28 protein-coding genes are annotated in these 19611 nt (G+C 70.9%); 10 read left to right on the forward strand and 18 right to left on the reverse strand.

Annotation, left to right across the window (positions count from 1 at the left end):
* Window positions 1–15: 15 nt before the first annotated feature.
* The gene (locus tag IM787_RS15370; RefSeq protein WP_193677556.1) at window positions 16–372 is read left to right on the forward strand and encodes a DUF1304 domain-containing protein; all 357 of its coding nucleotides are present in this window, start codon (window positions 16–18) and stop codon (window positions 370–372) included.
* 12 nt (window positions 373–384) lie between these two features.
* Here the strand turns inward: IM787_RS15370 and IM787_RS15375 are convergent, their stop codons facing one another.
* A complete protein-coding gene (locus IM787_RS15375) occupies window positions 385–747 on the reverse strand; it encodes a hypothetical protein (RefSeq protein ID WP_193677557.1) in 363 nt (120 codons plus the stop codon).
* A 76-nt stretch (window positions 748–823) separates the two neighbouring features.
* Window positions 824–1753, reverse strand: coding sequence for a LysR family transcriptional regulator (locus tag IM787_RS15380; protein ID WP_193677558.1), 930 nt, complete (start codon window positions 1751–1753; stop codon window positions 824–826).
* 114 nt (window positions 1754–1867) lie between these two features.
* Between IM787_RS15380 and IM787_RS15385 the strand changes: the two genes are divergently transcribed.
* From IM787_RS15385 to IM787_RS15395, 3 genes are read left to right on the forward strand one after another with little or no spacing between them, the layout of a single operon-like run.
* The gene (locus IM787_RS15385) at window positions 1868–2251 is read left to right on the forward strand and encodes a nuclear transport factor 2 family protein (RefSeq protein WP_193677559.1); all 384 of its coding nucleotides are present in this window, start codon (window positions 1868–1870) and stop codon (window positions 2249–2251) included.
* Window positions 2248–3258 carry a zinc-dependent alcohol dehydrogenase family protein gene (locus IM787_RS15390; RefSeq protein WP_193677560.1) on the forward strand — a complete coding sequence of 337 codons (1011 nt, stop codon included), beginning with the start codon at window positions 2248–2250 and terminating at the stop codon, window positions 3256–3258. The genes IM787_RS15385 and IM787_RS15390 overlap by 4 nt, the downstream gene beginning before the upstream one ends.
* A 13-nt stretch (window positions 3259–3271) precedes the next feature.
* Window positions 3272–3700 (forward strand): OsmC family peroxiredoxin, encoded by a 429-nt coding sequence (locus IM787_RS15395; protein ID WP_193677561.1) that lies wholly within the window; start codon window positions 3272–3274, stop codon window positions 3698–3700.
* A gap of 120 nt (window positions 3701–3820) precedes the next feature.
* Here IM787_RS15395 and IM787_RS15400 read toward each other — a convergent pair whose 3' ends face one another.
* Genes IM787_RS15400 through IM787_RS15410 form a run of 3 tightly spaced genes read right to left on the reverse strand, consistent with a single transcriptional unit; the run spans window position 3821 to window position 6496 of the window.
* Window positions 3821–5110 carry an MFS transporter gene (locus IM787_RS15400; protein ID WP_193677562.1) on the reverse strand — a complete coding sequence of 430 codons (1290 nt, stop codon included), beginning with the start codon at window positions 5108–5110 and terminating at the stop codon, window positions 3821–3823.
* A 50-nt stretch (window positions 5111–5160) separates the two neighbouring features.
* Window positions 5161–6162, reverse strand: a complete 1002-nt coding sequence (locus IM787_RS15405; RefSeq protein ID WP_193677563.1) for a MerR family transcriptional regulator — start codon at window positions 6160–6162, stop codon at window positions 5161–5163.
* A gap of 34 nt (window positions 6163–6196) precedes the next feature.
* Window positions 6197–6496, reverse strand: coding sequence for an ArsR/SmtB family transcription factor (locus IM787_RS15410; RefSeq protein ID WP_193677564.1), 300 nt, complete (start codon window positions 6494–6496; stop codon window positions 6197–6199).
* A gap of 61 nt (window positions 6497–6557) precedes the next feature.
* Here IM787_RS15410 and IM787_RS15415 point away from each other — a divergent pair, with 61 nt between their 5' ends.
* Both IM787_RS15415 and IM787_RS15420 read left to right on the forward strand, forming a co-directional pair.
* Window positions 6558–7523 (forward strand): threonine/serine dehydratase, encoded by a 966-nt coding sequence (locus IM787_RS15415; RefSeq protein WP_193677565.1) that lies wholly within the window; start codon window positions 6558–6560, stop codon window positions 7521–7523.
* On the forward strand, window positions 7520–7939 hold the full coding sequence (locus tag IM787_RS15420) for a thioesterase family protein (protein WP_193677566.1): 420 nt from the start codon (window positions 7520–7522) through the stop codon (window positions 7937–7939). Before IM787_RS15415 ends, IM787_RS15420 begins: the two co-directional genes overlap by 4 nt.
* Window positions 7940–7959: 20 nt before the next feature.
* Here IM787_RS15420 and IM787_RS21560 read toward each other — a convergent pair whose 3' ends face one another.
* The 10 genes from IM787_RS21560 to IM787_RS15465 all read right to left on the reverse strand — a co-directional run bounded on the left by IM787_RS21560 (window position 7960) and on the right by IM787_RS15465 (window position 14356).
* A complete protein-coding gene (locus tag IM787_RS21560) occupies window positions 7960–8241 on the reverse strand; it encodes a hypothetical protein (protein WP_354004422.1) in 282 nt (93 codons plus the stop codon).
* Window positions 8166–8570, reverse strand: coding sequence for a DUF3253 domain-containing protein (locus IM787_RS21790; RefSeq protein ID WP_227494394.1), 405 nt, complete (start codon window positions 8568–8570; stop codon window positions 8166–8168). Before IM787_RS21790 ends, IM787_RS21560 begins: the two co-directional genes overlap by 76 nt.
* 28 nt (window positions 8571–8598) lie before the next feature.
* Window positions 8599–9228, reverse strand: coding sequence for a ProQ/FINO family protein (locus IM787_RS15430; RefSeq protein WP_193677567.1), 630 nt, complete (start codon window positions 9226–9228; stop codon window positions 8599–8601).
* Between the two features lie 36 nt (window positions 9229–9264).
* Window positions 9265–10170: a Bug family tripartite tricarboxylate transporter substrate binding protein gene (locus IM787_RS15435; protein WP_193677568.1), complete on the reverse strand. Its 906-nt coding sequence runs from the start codon at window positions 10168–10170 to the stop codon at window positions 9265–9267.
* 11 nt (window positions 10171–10181) lie between these two features.
* Entirely contained in the window at window positions 10182–11144 is a 963-nt protein-coding gene (locus tag IM787_RS15440; protein ID WP_193677569.1) for a Bug family tripartite tricarboxylate transporter substrate binding protein, read from the reverse strand.
* A gap of 3 nt (window positions 11145–11147) precedes the next feature.
* The gene (locus tag IM787_RS15445) at window positions 11148–11717 is read right to left on the reverse strand and encodes a cupin domain-containing protein (RefSeq protein ID WP_193677570.1); all 570 of its coding nucleotides are present in this window, start codon (window positions 11715–11717) and stop codon (window positions 11148–11150) included.
* Between the two features lie 190 nt (window positions 11718–11907).
* Window positions 11908–12228 (reverse strand): DUF2834 domain-containing protein, encoded by a 321-nt coding sequence (locus IM787_RS15450; RefSeq protein WP_193677571.1) that lies wholly within the window; start codon window positions 12226–12228, stop codon window positions 11908–11910.
* 56 nt (window positions 12229–12284) lie between these two features.
* Window positions 12285–13118 carry a helix-turn-helix domain-containing protein gene (locus IM787_RS15455; protein WP_193677572.1) on the reverse strand — a complete coding sequence of 278 codons (834 nt, stop codon included), beginning with the start codon at window positions 13116–13118 and terminating at the stop codon, window positions 12285–12287.
* The gene (locus tag IM787_RS15460; protein ID WP_354004423.1) at window positions 13118–13426 is read right to left on the reverse strand and encodes a GNAT family N-acetyltransferase; all 309 of its coding nucleotides are present in this window, start codon (window positions 13424–13426) and stop codon (window positions 13118–13120) included. The genes IM787_RS15455 and IM787_RS15460 overlap by 1 nt, the downstream gene beginning before the upstream one ends.
* Window positions 13427–13456: 30 nt before the next feature.
* Entirely contained in the window at window positions 13457–14356 is a 900-nt protein-coding gene (locus tag IM787_RS15465; protein ID WP_193677574.1) for a LysR family transcriptional regulator, read from the reverse strand.
* Between the two features lie 88 nt (window positions 14357–14444).
* Between IM787_RS15465 and IM787_RS15470 the strand changes: the two genes are divergently transcribed.
* Together IM787_RS15470 and IM787_RS15475 are read left to right on the forward strand one after the other, a co-directional pair.
* Window positions 14445–15185 carry a sulfite exporter TauE/SafE family protein gene (locus IM787_RS15470; protein WP_193677575.1) on the forward strand — a complete coding sequence of 247 codons (741 nt, stop codon included), beginning with the start codon at window positions 14445–14447 and terminating at the stop codon, window positions 15183–15185.
* A gap of 91 nt (window positions 15186–15276) precedes the next feature.
* On the forward strand, window positions 15277–15702 hold the full coding sequence (locus tag IM787_RS15475; RefSeq protein WP_193677576.1) for a nuclear transport factor 2 family protein: 426 nt from the start codon (window positions 15277–15279) through the stop codon (window positions 15700–15702).
* A 21-nt stretch (window positions 15703–15723) separates the two neighbouring features.
* On the opposite strand, the gene IM787_RS15480 is transcribed toward IM787_RS15475, so the two are convergent.
* On the reverse strand, window positions 15724–16224 hold the full coding sequence (locus IM787_RS15480; protein ID WP_193677880.1) for a GFA family protein: 501 nt from the start codon (window positions 16222–16224) through the stop codon (window positions 15724–15726).
* A 131-nt stretch (window positions 16225–16355) separates the two neighbouring features.
* Between IM787_RS15480 and IM787_RS15485 the strand changes: the two genes are divergently transcribed.
* Together IM787_RS15485 and IM787_RS15490 are read left to right on the forward strand one after the other, a co-directional pair.
* Entirely contained in the window at window positions 16356–16784 is a 429-nt protein-coding gene (locus IM787_RS15485) for a YciI family protein (RefSeq protein ID WP_193677577.1), read from the forward strand.
* Between the two features lie 82 nt (window positions 16785–16866).
* Complete coding sequence (locus IM787_RS15490) at window positions 16867–17862, forward strand: Bug family tripartite tricarboxylate transporter substrate binding protein (protein WP_193677578.1); 996 nt, start codon at window positions 16867–16869, stop codon at window positions 17860–17862.
* Between the two features lie 6 nt (window positions 17863–17868).
* Here IM787_RS15490 and IM787_RS15495 read toward each other — a convergent pair whose 3' ends face one another.
* Both IM787_RS15495 and IM787_RS15500 read right to left on the reverse strand, forming a co-directional pair.
* Window positions 17869–18522, reverse strand: coding sequence for a dihydrofolate reductase family protein (locus IM787_RS15495; RefSeq protein ID WP_193677579.1), 654 nt, complete (start codon window positions 18520–18522; stop codon window positions 17869–17871).
* A 14-nt stretch (window positions 18523–18536) separates the two neighbouring features.
* On the reverse strand, window positions 18537–19496 hold the full coding sequence (locus IM787_RS15500; protein WP_193677580.1) for an alpha/beta fold hydrolase: 960 nt from the start codon (window positions 19494–19496) through the stop codon (window positions 18537–18539).
* Window positions 19497–19611 lie beyond the last annotated feature (115 nt).

The following is a 19611-nucleotide window of genomic DNA, read 5'->3' on the forward strand; positions in this document are numbered from 1 at the left end:
TCCGCTGGAGGAGCCTTGTCCATCGCCGCCAACATCCTGGTGGGCCTCGTCGCCCTGCTGCATCTGTACTTCCTTGTCCTCGAGATGTTCCTCTGGGACAAGCCGGCGGGGCTGAAGGCCTTCGGCCAGACCCGCGAGGCGGCGCAGGCCACCAAGGTGCTCGCGGCGAACCAGGGCCTCTACAACGGCTTCCTGGCCGCGGGCCTCGTGTGGGGCCTGTGGCTCGGTCCCGCCGGAACCGGCGTGAAGGTGTTCTTCCTGCTTTGCGTGATCACCGCTGGGGTGTTCGGCGCGGCGACGGCCAGCCGCAAGATCCTGTTCGTGCAGGCCCTCCCGGCCGCCGTGGCGCTCGCCCTGGTGCTGCTGGCCTGAGCGCGGCCGGCGCTACCGGCCGCCCTGCTGCTTCATCGCCTTCGTGACGACCTGGAAGAACACTTCGCGCGCCTCGTCCCTGGAAGGCAACTGCGGGATCAACCCGTCACGCGCGAACTCGAAGCAGGCGTCGTCCGTGAACACGCTCCGGGCGGGGTGGGGCAGCTTCAGGCTGCTGTCCGGGTCGGTGACCTTCGGGTGCAGCTCCAGGTCGAACAGGTCCGGCGACAGGCGCCTGACGCTCAGCGTCGCGTTGTGTTCCCGGGGCCAGAAGCCCTGGTCGGCGCGGCGCTGCGCCAGCCACACGATCGCCTGCTGCTCGATCGGCTGAAGAACCCCGGGCCCCATCACCGTCAATTCGGGAGCTGCCGTCATGGGATGACCTCCGCAAAAAGGGGCATTTTGCATCGGGTTCCGGCACCGGGGGACTCGCGGGCCGCTGACTCAGCCGTCAGCCGCGGATGGCCCTTGCCGCGCCCGCTCCGCGCAGCCGCTCGTTCGCGAAATCGATGAAGGCCCGCAACTTCGGCTGGGCCTGGCTGCGCGCCGGGAAGTACAGGAACAGCCCCGACGTCTTCGGCAGGTGCGTGCCCAGCACCTCTTCCAGCGCGCCCGCCGCCATCGGGTCGTGCACGAGCAGGTCCAGCGTGTACGCCAGGCCGACGCCGCGGCATGCCAGTTCGATCATGCTCAGGTGATCGTTCACCGTCACGCTGCCTGTGGGGTCCACCGAATACCTCCTGCGGCCCTGGACGAACTCCCATCGGTAGACCGTTCGGGCCGTCGGGAAGCGGTAGCGGATGCACTCGTGCACCGGCAGGTCCTTGGGCGACGCGGGCCGGCCCCGTGCTCGCAAGTAGCCGGGCGAGCCGACGATCACGTGGCGGAAGTCCTGCGTCAGGCGCACGGCCGCCATGTCCCGCTGGAGGTACTCGCCCATCCGGATGCCCGCATCGAACGGCGCCGCGAGCAGGTCGGCCGACGCATCGCTGACGTCGAGGTCCACCGTGATGTCCGGACAGGCCACGCGAAAGGCCGGCAGCAGATCCCACAGCACCAGCGGCAAGGCAATGCGCGGCACGGACAGCCGCAGGTTGCCCGCGGGGCGCGCCCGGTCGGCGGCGGCGCCCTCCATCGCTTCGGCGATCGTGCTGGCCGCGGGGGCCAGCTGCGCCAGCAGCGCGGCCCCGGCATCGGTCAAGGTGACCTTGCGCGTGGTGCGCTGGAAGAGAGGGACGCCGACCCGCGCTTCGAGGCTGCGGATCGTCTGGCTGACTGCCGACGGCGTCACGCCGAGATCGGCGCCGGCGGCGCGAAAACTCGATTGCCGCGCCACCGCGAGGAATTCCACCAGTCCGCTGAAAGTGTCCTTGCGTGCCATCACCGTGCCCTTTCATTGATTAGGCGAACTTAACACCCCATGTCGATTCGCACCATTGTTCTTCATGGTGGCCCGGCCTAAGCTGCACGCACTCTTCCTTGACCGAGGTGACCCATGCATCCCCCGCTGCGCGATACCCGCGCCATCATCGACCGCTTCAATGAAGCCTTCCAGCGCCATGCGACCGAACTGCTGACCGACCTCGTCGCCGAAGACTGCGTGCTGGAGAACACCGTCTCCGCGCCGGACGGTGACCGGTACACGGGGCGTGACGCCTGCCTCGGCCTCTGGCAGTCCATCGCCTCGGACCCGCAGTCCCGGTTCGAGGTGGAAGAGGTCCGCGTCCTCGGAGACCATGGGCTGATCTTCTGGCGGTACTGGCCGGGCGCATCGCCGGCCGCTTCCGTGCGGGGCTTGAACGTCATGCGCATCGCCCACGGCCGGATCGTCGAAGGACGCGGCTACGTGAAGCAGGCCGCAGGCGGAGCGCGCCGGTGAAGCGCTACGTGATGACGATGGGCGCGGGCCTGCAGGGGCTGCGCAGGCAGGACGTGCCCCGGCCCGTGCCCGGGGCGGGCGAGGCCCTGGTCCGTGTGCACGCGGTATCGCTCAACTACCGCGAGATCGCGATCCTGGTCCACGGCAGCTATCCGCTGCCCGTCAAGCCGGACGTGGTCGCCGTTGCCGACGGCGCCGGCGAGGTGATGGAGGTCGGCGAGGGTGTGGACCGCGTGCGGCCCGGCCAGCGGGTCGTCGCCTCCGTCTTTCCCCGCTGGCTGGATGGCCCGTTCCGCATGGAAGTGATCGACCAGCTCGGCGGCAGCCTGGACGGCATGCTCAGTGAGTACGTGTGCCTGCCGCAGCAAGCCCTGGTGCCGGTACCTGCACACCTGGACGACGAGGAGGCGGCGACCTTGCCCTGCGCCGGCCTGACCGCCTGGCATGCGGTGACGGCGAACGGCCGGATGGGTGAAAGCGAGACGGTGCTCACGCTGGGCTCCGGCCCGGTGTCCCTGTTCGCGATCCAGTTCGCGAAGACGCTCGGCGCGAAGGTGATCGCCACCACCTCGGACGCACGCAAGAGCGAGCGGCTGCGCTCGCTGGGTGCAGACCACGTGCTGGACAGCGCGGCGCAGCCGGCATGGGGGGCGCAGGTGCGCAAGCTGGCCGCAGGCGCCGGCGTGGATCGCGTCGTCGAGGTCCAGGGCTCGACACTGGCCGAATCCCTGCGGGCCACGCGCCTGGGCGGCCATGTCGCCCTGGTCGGCACGCGCGGCGGGCCGGCCGCCGTGGAGGTTGGCGCGGTGTTCGGCGCGGGCGCGACCATCCGGCCGATCGCCATCGGCAGCCGCACCCAGCTGGAAGCCATGATGCAGGCCGTCGACCGGCATCGCCTGCGCCCGGTGGTCGACCGGGTCTTCCCCTTCGCGCGGGCGCGGGAAGCGTTTGCCCATTACCTCGCGGGCGGGAACTTCGGCAAGGTCGTGGTCCGCCTGCAGCCCTGAACAGGAGAACTCCATGCAACGCAACGCCAAGGCCATCTGGAAAGACAGCCTGAAGACCGGGGAAGGCCGGCTGACCACCCAGAGCGCGAGCCTCCGGGACACGCGCTTCTCCTTTCCCACCCGCTTCGGCAGCGAGCAGGGCGCCAACCCCGAGGAGCTGATCGCCGCCGCGCACGCCGCCTGCTTCTCGATGGCCTTCGCGTATTTCGCGGAAACTGCGGGCGCGGTCCCCAGGACGGTGGAGACAGACGCCGAGTTCCATTTCGACCTGGGCGCCGGCGGCCCCGCCGTGACCGGCCTGCGGCTGCGCCTGGTCGCCGACGTGCCCGGCCTGGACGCGGCGCGCTTCCAGGCCGTGGCGCTGCAGGCGAAGGACAACTGCATGGTGTCGCGCCTGCTGCGCACCGAGGTGACGCTGGAGGCACGGCAGGCCGCCGGCTGATGGTCGAGAAGGCCGGCTCGTTCGTCGTGGATGGAGGGAGCGACGTTCCCGCCGGACCTCAGGAACCATCATGACCAGGCTTGCCCCATCGCGACGCGCAGCCGGCGGTGTCCCGCGCGCTCAGTGCGCCTGCACCACCGCGTCGCTGACACGCCGGATCGGCGTGCCCACCCACGCCAGCAGCGCGGCCGCGACCAGCAGCAGGCCCGACCCCGCGAACAACTGGGGCAGTGTCACCACGCGCAGCAGCCATCCCGTCGCCGCCGATGCCACGGGCACCAGGCCCATGAAGATGAACATGAAGAGGCTCATGGCGCGGCCGATCATGGCGGGTGGCACGCGCTTCTGCACCCAGGTGAACACCGCCACCTGCATGAAGCCTCCGAGCACGCCGACCAGCACCATCAGCAGCGCCCCCTGCCAGGCCGCGGTGATGGCCCCCATGGGAACGAACAGCAGCCCGATGGCGATGTCCGCCAGCAGGATGCTGGTGCCCAGCGTGCCGATGCGCAGCCCGGGACGCAGCCCCGACGCCACCATGCCGAGCAGGGTGCCGGCGCCGTGCGCCCCCAGCATCAGGCCGAGGGCCGATGCGCCCAGGCCCGGCGTGCTCTCGGCCAGCACCGGCAAGGCGATGTGCAGCGGGCCCAGCACCAGCACTGCGACGGCGGCCCAGTACAGATAACAGGTTCGCAGTTGCGCATCGCCCCACACGTGCTTCAGGCCGCCGGCCACCGACGCCCAGATCGGCGCATGCCGCGCCGGGTCCGGGGGCTGCGGGCGGGTGACGACCCGCGAGAGCGTCCAGGCCGACAGCGCGAAGCTGAAGGCGTCGAGGCCGAAGGCCAGCGCCACGCCGGCCGCATCCTGCACGCCGCCGGAACCGTCGCCGAACAGTGCGATCAGCACCCCGGCCGCGAGCGGGCCGAGGAACATGCTCAGTTGCCGCAGGCCCATCATCACGCCGTTGGCGGCTGCCAGCTGCGACGCCGGCAAGGCATGCGGCAGGATCGACGTGCCGGAAGGGATGCTGAAGGCGCTGCTGATGCCCAGCGCCAGGGACAGCGCGTAGATCGCCGGCAGCGTCAGCGCGGCCTGCCAGACGCCGATCGCGAGCACCCCCAGCAGCACGGTGTTGACGTGCTTGGTGAGCATCAGCACGCGCTGCGGCGAGAAGCGGTCGACCACCGCGCCGCCGACGAGGATGAAGACGGCGCGCGGGATGCCGATCAAGGCGAGCACGGTGCCCAGGGCCACGGTGTCGCCGGTCAGGCGCAGCACGAGCCAGGGCAGGGCGAGCAGGGTGAACTGGTCGCCGAGCAGCGAGATGGCGCTGCCGGCCATCAGCCAGCGGAAGTTGCGGTCCTGGAAGAGGGCCGCGCGAGCGGCGGGGTCGTCTTTCTGGGTCATGGTCGGTCCTTCGAACAGGGCCGACTGTGCGGGCTCACGTTACGTGAGGGTCAAGCCCTTTCGTGCACCGACGACAGGAATTCGCGCACGGCCCGGCCGAGCGGCAGGCCCGCGAGCAGCAGCGGATGGCCCTGGTGCAGGGTGGCGAGCTTCCCGCGCAAGGCGGCGTCACCGCCGGAGCTGCGATCCAGCAGCGCCATCCAGCGCGCGTGCAGGGCGCGTGCCTTCGCGCCGTCCGCCGGCTCGCCGGCCTGCAGCAGCGCCTGGCCCTCGGCCTCGATCGCCTGCGCCTCGACATCGGGCACGTGGCGGGTGCGGCGGTAGTCCACGTCGCCGAAGTGCGCCTGGAACCATCCCATGCGCAGCTTGATCGCGGACTCCATGAATTCCATCATGTCGGTCGGCGGCGCCCCGCCTTGTCCGCGCACCTCGGCCTCCTGCCGGAACATGGCGCCCCAGCGCTCGATCAGGTCGAAGTCGCCCCCCATCCAGCGCACCATCAGCATCGTCCAGCGCCGGGTGAGCACCTGGCATTCGGGCGTGTCGATGCCGCCGCCCGTGTCCATGTAGCGGCGCACCTCCGCCTGCAACTGCAGCCATTCCTGCTCGATGCCGTCGTACGCGCCGAGGATCTGCTTGAGCTCGCCGGCCGCGAAGTAGCGGCCGAAGGTGGTCATCATCGCCAGGCTGCGCACCCAGTCGTCCATGCTGGGGGTGCCGCCCTTGAGCAGCAGGCCGTGCATCAGCGCCAGCCGCTCGCGCAGTTCCGTGGCCTGCCGGATCTGGTGGTCCAGCGCCTGCATCTGCTGCTCGATCACGCGCTGGGGCGCGGCTTCGCTGCCGTCCAGGAGGGGGCCGATCTCGGCCAGGGGCAAGCCCAGGTGGCGCAGCGCCTGGATCGCATGCAGGCGCGCCACGTCCGCTTCCGCATAGAGCCGGTAGCCGGACCCGGACCGGCCCGACGGTTGCAGCAGGCCGATCTCGTCGTAGTGGTGCAGCGTGCGGACCGTGAGCCCGGTGGAGCGGGCGAGTTCGCCGACCTTCAGGTGCATGCTGGATTGTGCCGTGGGGGGCGGCCGACGCCCGTCACAGCCCCTTGTTCAGCGCGCGCTTGAGTTCCTGCAGGCGCTTCTCGTCGCGCTTGTAGAAAGTCCATTGCTTGATCTTGGTGGGCCGCAGCAGCCCCGCCTCGACGAGTTGCCGCAGGTGCACGCTGGCCGTGGCCGCCGTCACGCCCAGCTTCTCGGCGATGAACTGGCCGCAGACGCCGTCTTCCACCAGGTCGCCGTCCACTTGCGGCGGGAAGTGTCCCGCCGGGTCCTTGAGCCATTCCATGACCTGCAGGCGCTTCTCGTTGGAGAGGGCGCGCAGAGCTTTCAGTTCCATGCGGCTTGCAGTTAGTCAATCTGCTAACTATCATATCGCGTCCGAGAACTCCTGGCAAAGCATGCACACCTCATCGATCGACCCCGGGCAGATCCGGGCCGCGGCTGCACTGATCCGGTCCCGCGTGCGCCGCACCCCCGTGCTCGAAGTGGCGGGCGAGGACTTCGGGCTGCCCGGCATCGTCATCGTGTTCAAGCAGGAGTACCTGCAGCACGCCGGCTCGTTCAAGACCCGGGGCGCCTTCACGCAGATGCTCCGTCGCAGCATCCCGCCGGCGGGCGTGGTGGCCGCATCCGGCGGCAACCATGGCGCGGCCACTGCCTTCGCGGCGATGAAGCAGGGCGTGCCCGCCACCATCTTCGTGCCGTCGGTCGCGTCGCCCGCGAAGCTGCGGCAGATCCGCAGCTACGGAGCGGCCTTGCGCATCGAAGGCGACCGCTACGCCGACGCGCTCGCGGCCAGCCTGGCCTGGGCACAGCGCACCGGTGCCGCGCAGGTGCACGCCTTCGACCAGGTCGAGACCCTGCTCGGGCAGGGCACCGTGGCGCTGGAATTCGAGGAGCAGGCCCCGGGGCTGGACGCGGTGCTCGTGGCCGTGGGCGGTGGGGGCCTCATCGGCGGCATGGCCGCGTGGTACGCGGGCCGGACGCAGCTGGTCGGCGTGGAGCCGGAAGCGGCGCCGACGCTGACGCGCGCGCTCGCGGCGGGGCAGCCGGTGGACGCCCCGACGGGCGGCGTCGCCGCCGACTCGCTGGCGCCCAGGCGGGTGGGCGACCTCATGTTCCCGATCGCGCAGCGGCATGTGGCGCGCACGGTGCTGGTGAGCGACGAGGCCATCGGCCATGCGCAACGCGAACTCTGGAGGACGCTGCGCGTCGTGGCGGAGCCGGGCGGGGCGACGGCTCTTGCCGCCTTGCTCGAGGGCAGGTTCCGGCCCCCGGAGGGATCGCGCATCGGCGTCCTCCTGTGCGGCGCCAACACCGATGCGGTGCGCTTCGAATGCCAGGCGGAGGAACAGGCCGCATGACCTCCACACTCACCCTTCCGGCCTCGCCCTACGAGTTCTCCTATCGCGTCGCGCGCCACGACTGCGCCGACTTCCTGGCTCTGGAGCAGGGCGACGCCTTTCCACAGGTACTGGCCACGAACCGCGTCGTCGGCCTGCTCGAAGTCGCGGCGGCGCGATTGATGCGCGACGCGCTTCCCGAGGGGCACTTCTCCGTCGGCGTCGGTGTGGACATCCGCCACGTCGCTCCCACGCCCATCGGCGCCGTGGTGCGCTTCCACGCGGAGTTCGTGGGCATGCAGGGGCGCCTGTACGAGTTCGTCGTGACCGCTGTCGATCATGCCGGCGTCGCCGCGGAAGGACGCCACACCCGGGCGGTGGTTTCGCTGGACCGCCTCATGGGCCAGGCATCGAAGCGCGCCACGGCCGGCGGCTGACGCAGCGCCGGGCGGAGGTTCTACACGTCGCCGCCGCCCTCGACCCGCAGGAACCACTCGCGGTACGGCGTGTTCTTCGCCAGCTTGCGGTTGAAGTCCGGTGCGCCGTCGGTCCACCACACGGGCCCGCGTTCGCCCAGCGCGCGCTTGGCGCGGTCCACCTGCGCGCGAGCAGCGCGACGCTGTGCTTCGGAGGGCGTTCCGCGCAGGGCTCGCCGCGCGTCCATCAGCTCCCGGACGAGCGCTTCCCGCACGTCCTCGGGCAGGTCCGGGTTGGCCTTGCGCCAGAGCCGTCCGCGCACGACGAAGTAGCGGCCGTCCGGCGTGGTGTGGTGTCCCGCGGTGTCCCTGAGGGGCCGACCGAGGCGGATGGGCCCGCGCAGGGGGCATCGCGCGCGAGCGTCCGGCCGCCCTGGCGGATGTCCAGCAGTCCGTCGTTCGCCATGGCGACGGCCACGGCCCGCACCTGCGGCATCAGGACCTTCCAGTTCTCCGGCGCCAGCATCCGTGCGGCCTCCGAAGGGCACATCGTCGCGGGCGGTTGCCGCTCCTGCAGCAGCACTGCGATCGCGTCGCGGACCTGGTCGTCCGTGGGCGTCGCGTCGGAGGGTCCGTCGGTGGCAGGGTGCATCACCGACACGGTCGTCGCGTGCCGGCGTCTACGCCAGCAGCCTTTCGGCTTCCTTCGGGTCCAGCCCGTACATCTCGGCGAACTCCGCGACCGGCTTGCCGCTGGCACGGAAGGCGTTCCGCAGCGCTTCCCGGCGGGCGTGCTTCTGCGCGACGAGCGAAAGCGCGTCCTCCATCAGCGCATGCAGGTGGTCGTCCGGCGAGCTGAAGCGCTCGCGGTAGTCCTCGCGGCTCAGACCGCAGGCCTCGATCGCGGCGGCCATCTGGGCGACCGCCTGTTCGCGTGCCGGTCCGGGCGACTTGCCGCTGCGGCGCTTGTACAGCTCCAGGATCGCGTGGTGCACGTGCTCCGGTGCGACGGGCTCGACCGGCCGGGCTTGCAGGTCATGGCGCGGCAGGCCGGAGGCGACCGCCTCGATGTACCGGTTGGAACGCGTGTGCAGCCCGAGGGCCACCTTCAGTTCGGCGGCCGGCAGTTCCGCCGGGTGCGCCGCCAGCAGCTCCTGGTAGATGCCGAGCTTGAGCGGGAGGAACCGGGCACCGAACAGCCGCGGGTACAGCTCGAACAGCTTGTGCAGCAGGGGATGCACGGGCCGCGGGGCCTTGCGAGCGGCGGCGCGCTGGCGCGGCGGGGAAGTGACGGTCGATTCTTGGGTCATGTTGCAGCCACAGTTTAGTGGCACGCGACGCCGGTACTAGACGAGCGACAGTCCGTTGCGCTTGACCAGGTCGGCCCAGTAGGCGGCTTCACGCTGCAGGCGCTCGGCGAATTCCTGCACCGGCCCGCCGAGCACGCGGTAGCCGAAGGCCTGGATGCCCTGCTTCACCGCGGGCCGTTCGAGCACCGCGTTCACGGCGGCGTTGATCCGGCCGACGATCTCCACCGGTGTCGCCGCGGGGGCGAACACGCCGAACCAGCCGTGGATCTCGAAGTCGGGAATGCCCGCCTCCACCAGGCTCGGCAGGTGGGGCGCGGCCGGCCAGCGCCAGCGCGTGGACACCGCCAGCAACTGCACGCGCGCGGCTTCCGGATGCACGGAGAAATCGGAGCCGAAGTAGATCTCGATGTCTCCCTGCACCAGCGCGCGCAGCGCGTGGGCCGCGCCCGCGTAGTGCACGGGCGTGATGTCGATGCCGGCGCGGATCTTGAGCAGCTCGCCGGCCAGGTGCTGCGGGGATCCGGGTCCGGCCGTCGCGAAGCGGATGTCGCCCGGGTGCTCCCGCGCGTGCGCGACGAGGCCGGCGACGTCATGGAACGGCTGCTGCTCGCTCGCGGCCAGGTACAGGGGACCCTCGATCAGCGGCACGACCGGCGCCAGGTCGCGGTGCGCATCGAAGGGCAGCAGGGGGAACAGCACGCTGTTCGACCCGTGCGTCGCGCTGCTGCCCTGCAGCAGGGTGCAGCCGTCCGGCGGCGAGTTCACCACGAACTCGCTGCCCGCGTTGCCGTTGGCGCCCGGACGGTTGTCGACGGTCACGGGCTGCCCCCAGTGTTCGGTCAGTGCGCCGGTCACCAGCCGGGCAATGGCGTCCGGCGGCCCGCCGGGGCGGAAGGGCACGACATAGCGCACGGGGCGCGAAGGAAAATCCGGTCCGGTCACCGAGGCGATTGTCACTGGTCGGCAAGGATGCGCCGTTCGCGGACGACTCGCCCCCACTTTTTGTAATCGGCCTGCACGACCGCGGCAAATTGTTCCGGCGTGTTGCCCACCGGCCGGAATCCAAGCTCGACGATGCGCTGGGCCAGGGCCGGCGCGCGCAGCGCATGGCCGGTCTCCTCGCCGACGCGGCGGACGATCTCCGGCGGCGTGCCGGCCGGGGCGAAGACGCCTTGCCAGCCGTCGGTGTCGAACCCCGTGAACACTTCGGCCACCGTTCCCACGCCCGGCAGGGCTTCCAGCGTGCGCGGTCCGCCCAATGCGATCGCCTTCAGGCGTCCGGTGCGGATGTGCGGCAGCGCCGCGAACGTGGTCTCGAACGCCATGTCGAGCCGGCCGGCCAGCAGTTCCTGCAGCGCCGGGGCCGCGCCGCGGAACGGCACGTGCACGATGAACAGGTCGGCCGCTTCCTTGAGCAGTTCCATCGCCAGGTGCGGCCCGGAGCCGCTGCCATGGCTGCCGTAGCTATAGCGTCCCGGTGCCCGCCGCACCGTCGCGATCCATCCGCGCAGGTTGTCCGCGGGAAAGGAAGGCGGGACGACCAGCACGTACGAGCCGGCGATGGTCTGCGCCACCGGCACGAAGTCGCGCAGCACGTCGTAGGGCGCGCTGCCCATGTGCGGCTGGATGGTGATCGCCGAGGTGTGGCTCAGGAAGGTATGGCCGTCGGGCGCGGCCTTGGCCACGAGGTCGGCGCCGATGGTGCCCGAAGCGCCGGGGCGGTTCTCGACCACCCAGGGCGTGTTCAGCGCGCCCTGCAGGTGCTGCGCGATGCCGCGTGCCACGCCGTCCGCCGCGCCGCCCGGCGGCAAGGGGACGACCAGCCGCACGGGGCGCGCGGGCCATGGCGCCTGGGCCAGCACGGCCGATGCGCTGCAGGAGAAGGCGAGTCCGCCCAGGAAGGTGCGGCGCTGCATCCGTCAGCTCCCCGCCGCCGCGTACGGGTCGAACCCGCGCTCGCGGTCGGCGTCGATCACTTCCTGCGGCACGAAGATGCTGCGGTTCGGGTCGTCGGTGTCGTCGTAGAGCACCATCAGCAGCCCGGTCTCGCCGGGAGCACCCTGCTGCTCCACGCGGCGCCACAGCATGGCGGGAACGGAGAAGGTGTCCAGCGGGCCGAGTTCGACGTGGTCCGCGCCGTCCTTGTTGAAGTAGATGCGGTAGGTGCCGCGGATCGGCACGAAGACTTCACGGTAGTCGTGCGCGTGGACCACCGGGGACTGGCCGGCGCGCGTTTCGACGAAGCTCATGTGGAAGCGGTGCGGCGCAGCGATGCCGGCGGGGGCGGCGCGGTGGCCGGGCGAGATCGGCCAGCGGATCGCCAGCCGCCGGGTGGGGTCGCTGCGGTCGACGAAGGCGTTGGGATCGCACGGCAGGTCCGCGAAGCGCGCGACGTTCTGCATCACCTCGTCGACGGGCATGTCGATGCCCGGGCCGGCCACGCGCCGGTAGGGCGTCGGTCCGGCGGGCAGCTCGGGGCGGGTCCCCATGGTGTGGCTCCTTCCAGGGCGCCAGCGGTGCCGCACGATGCGAACGCCTGCGCGTCCCAGACCGTAGCGCGGGGACAACCCGGGGCATGTAGGACGTCGCTGACGCACGCTGCCCGGTCCACGCATGGCGACGAGCGGGTGCGCCAGGCCGCTGCGCGCGATGCGCGGACGCATGGACGCGGGCCGGCGTTCAGCCTCTCCTGCGCAGTGCGAGGTACAGCGGCAGCGCGAACGCGAGTCCCACGCCGAACGTCAGCGCGACGTAGAGCCACGGCCAGCGCACGCCCGCCGCCCGCGCATCCTGCAGCAGCCACACGGAGAACGCGGCGGCCGCGAGGTAGACGTCCCAGGTGATGCCCGCGACCAGCGGATTGGCCGACACGGCGGCGAGGAACGGCGCGGGCGCAAAGCTGCCGCCGCCCAGGAGGAAGGCGATGTTGAAGGACCAGGGAACGACCAGGCCGGCGATGGCCAGGGCGAACAGGAGGCGGGTGGCGGTGGTCGACGGCATGGCGCCGCATCCTAGGGAAGCCACCGCGCCGGCGATAGGAAAAATTCGACACGCGCCTAGGCGCGCGGGGCCGTCATCCACGTCCCCACGGCGAGGGCCCAGTGCTCGGAATCCGGCCGGCGCGTGCTTTGCGCCAGCTGGCGCAGCGAAGCGCCCGCCAGCGTGCGCAGGTCACGCGCCATGTGCGACTGGTCGTAGTAGCCGTGCCGCAAGGCGAGCCCGGCGTCCGTCGTGCCCGTGACGAGCGCGTCACGCAGCAATCCTTCCACGCGCGCGACGCGCTGGAACAGCTTGGGTCCCACGCCGAAGTGGCCGGCGAACACCCGCTCGAACTGCCGCAGCGAGAGGCCCACGGCGTCCTGCGGGGTCGCTTCGCGCAGGGCGGCGCGCTGCAGCCGCGAGGCCGTGCGCAGGCGCTCGCGGTGCGCCTCCTGGCACAGGCGCTCGCGGGCGAACGCCATCAGGCCGGACAGGCGCTTCTCGGGCACGCTCTCCTCCGCGATGCGCTCGGCCAGCCGCGTCCATGCGCAGCCGAAGACGTCGCGGGCGTCGGCCAGCTGGTGCGCCAGGGAAAGAGGCGTCGATTGCAGCAACCCCAGCGTGCCGGCCGGATGCAGCCGCAGTCCCGCGAGGCACAGCCGCGGCGTGCGATGCAGCGTGAGGGGCACGGCGCGTGCACTGCTCACGAACCCTGCCGGGAGCGCGACGAACGCGCCCGACGGGTCCTGGAAGAAGAACTTCCCTTCGAGCACCAGCGAGAGACCGCCCTCCACGAGCGCGGGGAAATGGCAAGGGACGGGCCGTGTGCCCGGTGTATCGAACGAGAGGTGCACGCCCATCGCGACCCACGCGCTCACGTCGGGCGGCGGCCGGACGAAGTGCAGGTCCATCAGATGCCGAAGGCGCGGCGGCTCTCGGGCGCCACCAGGTCGTGGTCTTCGGGGTGCTTGCGCAGGTAGGCCGCCACGAACTGGCAGACCGGGATGACGTGCGTGTGCAGGGAACGGATGTCCTGCAGCGCGCCGCGGATCAGCGCCGAGCTCAGTCCGCGCCCTTCGAAGGCGGGGAGCACCTCGGTGTGCGTGAAGAGCATGCCGTTCGCCAGCACGTTGTATTCGGAGAAGCCGGCCAGCTCGCCTTCGACGACGATCTCGTACCGACGCAACGCCTCGTTCTTGCGGACGACCGGATCTGTCACGTTCACCTTCCTTCTGGACGACGCCGGAGTCTAGTGCGTCTGGAGGGCGCCAGCCTGGCGATGCCAGTGCCGGACGATCCGCTCGGTCACCTGCTGGCGAAGCGGGGCCGCACCGCCGGCATGGCACGCCAGCAATCGCCGCTGGGCCCACCGATCCTCCAGCCGAACGCAGCGAACCTCTTCAAGGCCCGCGTGCTGTTGGACGACCGCTTCGGGCAGCACCGTGACGCCCAGCCCGCGGGCCACGAGCTGAAGCACGCCGCCGGCGGCGGGATAGGTGAAGCGCGGCGCCAGCTGCACCCCGGCCGCGGCGGCGCGCAGGAGGAGGTGCGTGGAGAGTGCGCTCTGCTCGCCCCACGCGATCCACGGCAGCTGGAGGGCTTCGCTGAATCGCACGCCCTGGCGCCGGCCCCACCCGTGATCGCGCGGCACCACGAGGACGAGCGGGTCGGGCCCGAGGTCGTGCGTGGCCAGCCCGTGCGTATCGACCGCATCGGAAACGATGCCGACGTCGGCGGCGCCGGACCGGATGGACCGTACCGTGGATTCGCTCGCGCTTTCCCGGACGAGGATGGTCGCGTCGTTCAGCTCCGCCACCGCCGGCGCCCAGCCCCGCGCGAGGGCGGCGCTGTTGGCAAGGACCACCAGCGGCTGCTCCGGTGCCCGGCGGGCGTGGAGCAGGTCGCGCTCCAGGCGCTGGACCTGCTCGAACACGCGCCGGGCATGGCTCGCCAGCACCGTGCCGGCCGCCGTCGGCGTGACACCGCGCCGTCCTCGCGCCAGCAGGAGGACGCCGCTGGATTCCTCCAGTCCGCGCATCCGGGCACTCACGGCGGCCAGCGTCAGGTGGCAACGCGCCGCCGCCGCCGTCATGCTTCCGGCCTCGCAGACGTGCAGGAAGATCTGGAGGTCGGTCCAGCCGAAATGCATGCCGGATTATGGGCAACGCTCGCCCGCGGCAGCCTCAACGAATCGTTGATGGTGCCGCTGCCCGCAGGCGCGGAAACTCGCCGCTGCCATGCCCCACGACTACCTCCCCTTCTTCTTCATCGTCAGCGCCATCTTCTTCGGGGCCGGCATGGTCAAGGGCGTGCTGGGCCTGGGCCTGCCGACTTTGGCGATGGGCCTGCTGGGATTGCTGATGCCGATCCCCCAGGCCGCGAGCCTGCTCACCTTGCCGTCGTTGGTCACCAACCTGTGGCAGGCCTTCGCCGGCGGCGCCTTCGGGCCTCTGGTGCGGCGACTGGCGACTTTCCAGCTGGGCATCGTGGCGGGCGTCGCCGGTGCCTCGCTGCTGCCGCCCCTGCAGGACCCGCTGGGCCGGATCCTGCTGGGCGGCTGCCTGCTCGCGTACGGCCTGTCGGGCGCGGCCGGATGGCGGATTGCGCCACTGTCCCCACGCGTGGAGGTTTTCGCCGGGCCCCTTGCCGGTGCGGCCACCGGCCTGGCCACGGGCGTGACCGGCGTGTTCGTCCTGCCGGCCGTTCCCTACCTGCAGGCGCTTGCACTGGACCGCAACCAGCTCGCCCAGTCACTGGGCCTGTCGTTCACGACGTCCACCCTTGCTCTCGCCTGCCTGCTCGCCGCGCGGGGCGCGCTGGATCTCACCACCTCGACGCATTCGGCGCTGTCGGTCGTGCCCGCGCTCGCCGGAATGTGGATCGGCCAGAAGATTCGCGAAGAGCTGGGCGAGGCCGCCTTCCGCAAGTGCTTCTTCCTCGGCATGGTGTTGCTCGGCGGCTGGCTGCTCGCTTCCTGAACCGCAGACGCACCGGATGCACAGGTCCGGAAACGGCGAGTGGCCGGCGCAGGCGGATCGGACACTGGCGCTCGTACCGAACGGAGGCGAGATGCAGCAAGAGCAGGCGAAACGATCGGTCATGGACGCCTGGCAGGCGTTCGGCAGCCGCGATGCCGAACGGATCCGGGCGTGCCTGGCGCCGGACGTCCAGTGGCTGGCGCCGCCGGGCAACGCGACGGCCGTCGCGCTGGACTACACCCACCACATGGTCGGGCCGGACAGCATCGTCCACTTCCTCGTCGCGTTGTTCCCGCGCCTGTTCGTCGCGGACGTGCAGGTGGAGTTCGGTCGCGTCCTGTGCGACGGCAGGGAGGTGATCCTCGAGGAGCGCATGCGGGCGACGCTGGCCAATGGGCGCCCCTACGAGAACGACTACTGCTTCATCTTCACCCTCGACGCCGAGGGCCGCATCGAGCGCGTGCGCGAGTACATGGACACGCGCAAGGGGCAGGAGTGCATCTTCGGCGCGGCCTGACGCCGGCCGCCGCACGACGCTTCAGCGGCGTGAAGCCAGGTACGCCTCGATCTGCGGGAGCAGGGCGGCCCGCCGCGCCAGCGCTTCGGCGGACCAGACCGCTTCCCGCTCGTAGAACGCCTCGAAGGCGCGCGTGCCCGGCGCAAGGGTCACCCAGGGTTGCTTCGAGGCCGTGAAGATGTGGACGTCCGGCGGCATCCGGTCGGGGTCGTCGAGCGTCCCGACGCGCACGAACTTCGTCACCGGGCCGGAGCCGGCATAGTGGCTCCAGATGGCCACCCGGCACCGCGGACACCTGGCGACCTGCTGGCCGGCGCCGCTGGCCGACGGCGTGTTCACCACCTCCGGCTCGCCTCCCAGGTGCACGACGCGGTCGGCCTCGTACATCGCGTTGAGCGCGAACGAGGCGCCGGACTCGCGCTGGCACCAGCGGCAATGGCAGCAGTGCACGATCATCGGCGCGGTGGCCAGGCGGTACCGGAGGTAGCGGCAATCGCAGCCGCCTTCGACGGGGTAGGTCATCAGGGCCATGGTGCATGATGGCAGCGGTCGCCGGCCGCATCCGTCGACGAGCGGCTGTCGATCCGGCGCCGCGCCGATCGTCGTGCAGGTGAGGGGCGGATGGCTGCCCCGGTCCACCCAAGGAGATGAGCATGCGATTCATGGTGATGGTGAAGGCGACGAAGGACAGCGAGTCGGGCGTGATGCCGACCGAGCAGGAATTCGCCGCGATGGGCGCGTTCAACGAAGAGCTGGTGAAGGCCGGCGTGATGGAGGCGGGCGAGGGCCTGCACCCGAGCTCGCGCGGCGCGCGCGTCGCGTTCTCCGGCAAGGACCGGCGCGTCATCGACGGGCCCTTCTCGGAGACGAAGGAACTGGTGGCCGGCTTCTGGATCTGGAAGTGCGCTTCGCTGCAGGAAGCGATCGAATGGGTGAAGAAGTGCCCGAACCCGATGCGCACCGATTCCGAGATCGAGATCCGGCAGATCTTCTCGGCCGAGGACTTCGGCGACGCCCTGACGCCCGAGCTGCGCGAGCAGGAAGAACGGCTGCGCAAGGAAATGGAGTCGCGCGCAGGCTGAACGCGGGGGTCGCGCAAGCGACCTTCCACCGATTGCAGCGGCCGGCGGGCGGTGCGAGACTGCGCGCCTCAAGGAGACCGGCATGCAACGTTCCACGGGCGCGAAGCGCCGCGATTTCCTGCTCGCTGCCGGCGCCGCCGGCGCCTCGGCACTCGCGCCGGCCGCATGGTCGCAGCCGGCCAAGTGGCCCAGCAAGCCCATCCGCATCGTGGTTGCCTTCCCGCCCGGCGGGCTGACCGATGCGTACGCACGCCACTACGCCGAGTTCCTGGGCGCGCGCCTGGGCCAGCAGGTGCTGGTGGAGAACAAGCCGGGCGGCGGCGCCATCATCGGCATCGACTTCGTCGCGAAGTCCCCGCCCGATGGCCACACCCTCCTGATGACGACGTCCGGCACGGTGTGGCAGAACCGCGTGCTGTACACGAAGCTGCCCTACAACCTGGACAAGGACCTCACGCCGGTGGTCTTCTTCCCGTCCGGCCCGCTGGTGGTCGGCGTGCCCGAGAAGCTGGGCGTCACGAACTTCAAGGAGTTCATCGCCTACGCGAAGAAGAACCCGACCTCGATGGGCACCTACGCGCCCGGCTCCTATCCGCACATGGTCGCGGACCAGACGAACCGTGCCGAAGGAACGAAGATCCAGGCGGTCCACTACCGTGGGGAAGCCCCGATGTGGGTGGACGTCGCCGGTGGCCAGACGCAGGTCGCCATCGGCAGCTACCAGGCCTTCAACACCGTGTCGACGCGCGGGGTGCGCCCGATCGGCGTGACGGGCAGCTACCGCAGCCCCAAGCTCCCGGACGTGCCGACACTGGTCGAGCAGGGCATCGAGGGGCGGCTGGTGGCACTGGAAGGCGGCCTGCCGCTGATGGCGCCCGCCGGCACGCCGGAGCCCGTGCTGCAGTTGCTGTCCCGGGCCGCGGTCGACTGGTCCAACACGCCGGCGGCGGCCAGGCTGCGGGAGAGCTTCGCCATCCCCAACAAGCCCAGGAACCTGGCCGAGACGCGCAAGGACTGGGAGCGCGACGTGCCGGTGTGGATCAAGCTGGCGGTGGACCTGGGCATCAAGCTGGACTGAGCGCCCCTAACTTGCCTTGCGGCGCAGGACCACGTGGGTGGCCTTCTGCGACGGCGCGAACTGCACGCATTCGTAGCCCAGGGCGCGCAGGTCGACGCCTTCGAACGGGCGCTCTCCGGCACCCAGCAGGACCGGCGAGATGGCGTAGTGCATCTCGTCGATGAGGCCGGCGCGCAGGGACTGCCGGATCGTGGCGGCGCCACCGCCGATGCGCACGTCCTTTCCCTGTGCGGCCTCGCGCGCCCGTTCCAGCGCTTCATGGATCCCGCCCGTGACGAAGTGGAAGGTCGTGCCGCCTTCCATCACGATCGGTCCGCGCGCGTGGTGCGTCAGGATGAAGGTCGGCACGTGGTAGGGCGGGTTGTCGCCCCACCAGCCTTTCCAGCCGTCGTCGGGCCAGGGACCGCGACTCGGGGCGAACATGTTGCGGCCCAGGATCCAGGCGCCGATGTCCCGGAAGCCGCGCGCGGCGAAGTCGTCGTCGATCCCGGTCGTGCCGCCGTCGGCCCCGAAGAGCGTGCGCTGCAGCGTGCGCGTGGGCAGCAGCCACTGGTGCAGATCGGTGCCGCCCACGCCGAGCGGGTGGGCGAGGCTCTGCTCCGGTCCGGCTCCGTAGCCGTCCAGCGAGATCGTGAAGCTTTCGACGCGCACGCGTGTCATGGGGTTCCTTCCTTTCATTTCCCGGCGTCGACCTGCTGCTGCCAGCTGGCCGTGTTTTCCTGGCCTTCCAGGAAGGGCAGGATGGTGGGCACGAGGGCGGGCGCCAGGAACAGGTCGTAGTGGGTGTGGCCGGGCAGGATCGCCAGCCGGTTCCTGGACATGTTCTCGCGGCCCCAGCCGGCGTCCTTCAGGCCGCCGCCCAGCAGCTGGTAGAACTTGACGATGTGTTCGGGCCGGTACATGTCGCTGTCACCGTACACCAGCATCACCGGCATGGCCAGCCCGCGCACGTCGTCCGCATAGTCGTAGGGCTTGCGCATGAAGGCACCCATCCGGTCGAGGAGCTTGGGGAAGTCCTGCGGCTTCGGCGCGACGGCGACGTACGACTTGTACATGGGCGTTTCCTTCATCGCGTCCGCCATGGCCGCGCCGACTTGCGCCTGCAGCGGCAGCATCTCGGGGAAGAAGCCGTCCTGCGCGTAGCCGGTGGAAACCAGCACCAGCCGCCGCACCTGTTGCGGATGCTGCACGGCCAGGCGGAAGCCGACGCCGCCGCCCAGTGAATAGCCGACCACGTCGACCTGCTTGTGCCCGAGCTGCCGCAGGACCTGCGCCATGTCGTCGCCCATGTCGACCAGGCTGACCGGCCGGTCCGTGAGGGCGGTGCGGCCGTGGCCGTACAGGTCGACGCCGATCACCTGCCGCTTCCGGGCCAGCCGGGCGATCAGGGACGCCATCATGTCCGTGTGTCCCAGGCCGCCGTGCAGGACCAGCAGCGGCTCGCCCTTGCCGTGCACCTGGTAGTGGTAATCGACGCCGTTGGCGCGGACGAAGCCGGCCTGGATGGGCTTGCCGGCTTTCGCCGCCGCCTTCGGTGGACTGGCGGCGGAGGTCGGTTGGGACGCGGCGGGCAGGAAGGTCAGCGCCAGTCCGGCGGCGAGCAGGGTAGCGGCGAAGGTGCGAAGGGGTTGCATGGGGGCCTCCTGGAAATCGGGATGATCGGGGTGCTTGCCTTCCCACGACGAAGCAGGGGGCGCGGAATCGACACGGGCCCAGGTCATCCGGCCCACGCCGAAGGGATCTGGCGCC

Origin of the sequence: Ramlibacter pallidus, assembly GCF_015070875.1 — a bacterium.
GTDB lineage: Bacteria > Pseudomonadota > Gammaproteobacteria > Burkholderiales > Burkholderiaceae_C > Ramlibacter > Ramlibacter pallidus.